3 protein-coding genes are annotated in these 3141 nt (G+C 45.1%); all 3 read left to right on the top strand.

The window, feature by feature from the left end:
• The coding region (locus A3738_RS08630) for a molybdopterin dinucleotide binding domain-containing protein (protein ID WP_156504111.1) at window positions 1–1550 on the top strand (1550 nt) is incomplete at its 5' end.
• A 29-nt stretch (window positions 1551–1579) separates the two neighbouring features.
• Window positions 1580–1825, top strand: a complete 246-nt coding sequence (locus A3738_RS08625; protein ID WP_068473505.1) for a YheU family protein — start codon at window positions 1580–1582, stop codon at window positions 1823–1825.
• 3 nt (window positions 1826–1828) lie between these two features.
• Window positions 1829–3141: SWIM zinc finger domain-containing protein (locus tag A3738_RS08620; RefSeq protein WP_156504110.1), on the top strand; the 1313-nt coding region annotated here is incomplete at its 3' end.

Genomic DNA, 3141 nt, shown 5'->3' with positions numbered 1-3141 from the left:
CTGATTTTTCTCCCGAGTCTGTCGCAGATGTGTGTGGTATTAAGGCCGAATACATCCGAGAGCTCGCTCGTAAATTAGCAGAGACGCCGCGAGCAGCGATATTTGGTCGCATGGGCACATCAACGCAAGAGTTCGGTGGCTTGGCGACTTGGTTCATTTATGTCTTGAACATACTGACTAATCATCTGGATGAGCGCGGTGGCTTAATGTTTACAAAGCCTGCTGCGGACCTTGTCGAAATTAGCAGCTATCTTGGTGAGCAAGGTAGCTCAGGTCGTTTTAAAACGGTTACCGGTTTGCCTGAGTTTAGTGGTGAGCTACCGTCGAGTGCTATCGCTGATCAAATCGAAACAAAGGGTGAGCAACAAATTCGTGCGATGATCACGATTGCGGGTAACCCAGTTATTTCTAGCCCTAATTCAAATCGTCTAGAGAGAGCCTTTAATTCTTTAGATTTTATGCTGTGCGTCGATAGTCATTTGAATGAAACAACGAAGCACGCAGACCTTATTCTTCCGGGCACAAGTCAGTTAGAGCAGTCGCATTATGATGTAGCTTTAAATATGTTGGCTGTGCGTAATGTTGCGAAATATTCTCCTGCCTTATTTAACGCACCAAAGAACAGTAAGCATGACTGGCAAATTATGCATGAGCTTACGCATAGGCTCTCTGCTGGTGGTAGCTTAGTGAATGGCGTGAAAGAACTTGCACGTTATCGCACGCTGAAACAAATGGGGCCAGATGGAGTATTGGATGTTTTGCTTCGTATAGGGCCTTATGGAACTCAGCTACCGGGCACTTCGTCGATCGGTGCATTTTTGATTGATACGATTCAAGATATTTTCTCTCCATCGCATCCTTTAAGAAAAGCGTTTGATAACGGCCCGTATGGTTCCCAAAACCGAGGTCTGAGCAAAGGCTTATGTATTGCCTCGCTGAAGAATTATCCGCACGGTGTTGATCTTGGTTCGTTACAGTCTGCTTTGCCAGATCGTCTGTTTACTAAACACAAGCATATCCAAATAGTGCCAAAAAGTTATATGACAGATATGCCTCGCTTACGTAAGCGCTTGCAGGAACTAAGTAATACCAAAGAGCCGGTCATGCTTTTGATAGGTCGTCGAGATGTACGTTCTAATAATTCGTGGATGCATAACACGTCGCGTTTAGTGAAAGGAAAAAACCGTTGTACAGCACAGATCAATACAGCAGATGCTAAACGTTTGAAGCTCAAACATGGTGAATTAGTTAAAGTTTCTTCTGACTATGGTGCGGTCACTATTCCTTGTGAAGTCACAGACGACATTATGACGGGCGTTATGAGTATTCCTCACGGTTGGGGGCACGATCATGAAGGGACGCGACTTTCTGTGGCAAGTCAGAAGCCAGGGGTGAACCTTAATGTCCTTATTTCTGATCAGTTCGTCGATAAGTTAACGGGTACTTCAGCTCTAAATGGTATGCCTGTGCGTGTTGAAGCGATTGCTTCAACTGCTACAAAAAAGCGACGAAAAACCACTACCAAGAAAACAACGAAAGCGGTAAGTTAAAGCATTAAGTTTACTGTAGAGTTGTATATATGGTGATTCCCCGTAAGGACGTAAGCGAAGAAGCGCTTGAAGGTTTGTTAAAAGAATACTGTCTTCGCGCTTGGGGTCTAAATGACGTGGAATCGCCGATCGAAGATCGCATTTATAGCGCACGTGCTGCGCTTGATAACGGCGATCTTGTTTTGTGGTATAGCGAGTACGAAGAGAGTGCTTATTTATTGGCCACAAAAGACCTTCCTGAACAGCCAAAGGCTGATGCCTCTTACGACGTGTAAGTCATGTCTAAATTTCTTGTAGGTGAAGAAGAATTATTCAAGCGCGCTGGGAAAGATCGTTTTCAGCGGGGTAAGAATGCGTACACCCCTGATTTGGTGCAAGACTATCAGCGAGATGGCCTAGCGGTAACAGCCAAAGTTGAAGACTACACTGTCACACTGAATTATGCGGGCAGTATTGTGGACGGGCACTGTACTTGCCCAGATTCCGATGGGTTCGATTTTTGTCAGCACTGTGTTTCTGCAGTATTACACGGTAATCGTCTTGAGCAACAAGTACTCTCCCTTTCCAAAGGTCCCGAAAAATCTCGCATATTTGCGTATTTGATTGGTCTCGAGAAACAATCACTGGCGAAGCACTTTTTAGAGCTATTAGAAAGTGATTCTGAACAATTTGAGCGTTACTTGTTAAAGGCGAGTTTGGCCGGGCAAGAAGTTGATTTTGTTGCTCTCAAAGCGCGCGTTACTGAAACAACACGTATCGATGACAAACGTAATTTGTTTAGTCAGCGTCAAGTGAAGGCATTCTTCGCGCGTATTGAACAACTCTTTGGGGAGTTTGAAGCGGCAAGCTTTGAGAGCAAGCCTCGAGAAGGACTCAAACTTGTAGAATATTCATTAGCGCGACTTAATAAACTGCTACTTCAAATTGACGATAAGTGGGGCACATACCGCTCTTCGGCTCAGGCACTCAGCAGTTTGTACACGCGTCTGTTCGCCTTACAACAAGGCCGAGCGACTACCTTGATAAAGCGTTTCGAGAAAATATATTTTCTCGACCAATTTAATCTGATCGCTCACGAGCCTGCGCATATTTTGAGGGAGATTGAAGGTGGTCTCGATTTATTTCATAAACGGCTTGCGCAAGCATGGTTAAGCCAGCAGCTTGCTGAACAAAAAATTCCCGAGACAGAGAAAGTACGAGCGGCTCTCTCCGAGATAAAAGAATATTGGCAATGGCGTAAAGTAGCTGAGCAGCTCATTCAGCTTCCAAAGCCTCGTTATGTTCAAGATGCTTACGCTTGGCAACGGTCTTTACACGAGTTTCTAGCGCAGAGCCCAATGGCTTGGTTGGAATGGGCTGAAAAGGCCGAGCAATTTGGCTCACAGCACGTTGCCACGGCTTTGGATAAAGCCTTGGTCCAATTTCCAAACAATGATCTTCTGGCCCGACGTGCAATTCAAACAGCAGTCCAAAACGAAGACGATAGTACTTTGTCCCGTTTAGCCGTCTCTCAAGCTTGTACTTTTGTGGATATGTTGTCTGAAGGTGCGTTGGAAGCATTGCAGACGATTGATGCAACTCTTTACCTTAT

Source organism: Oleiphilus sp. HI0066 (assembly GCF_001635725.1).
Note: the sequence above shows the minus strand (reverse complement) of the source record. Positions and strands in the feature narration are given on the sequence as shown.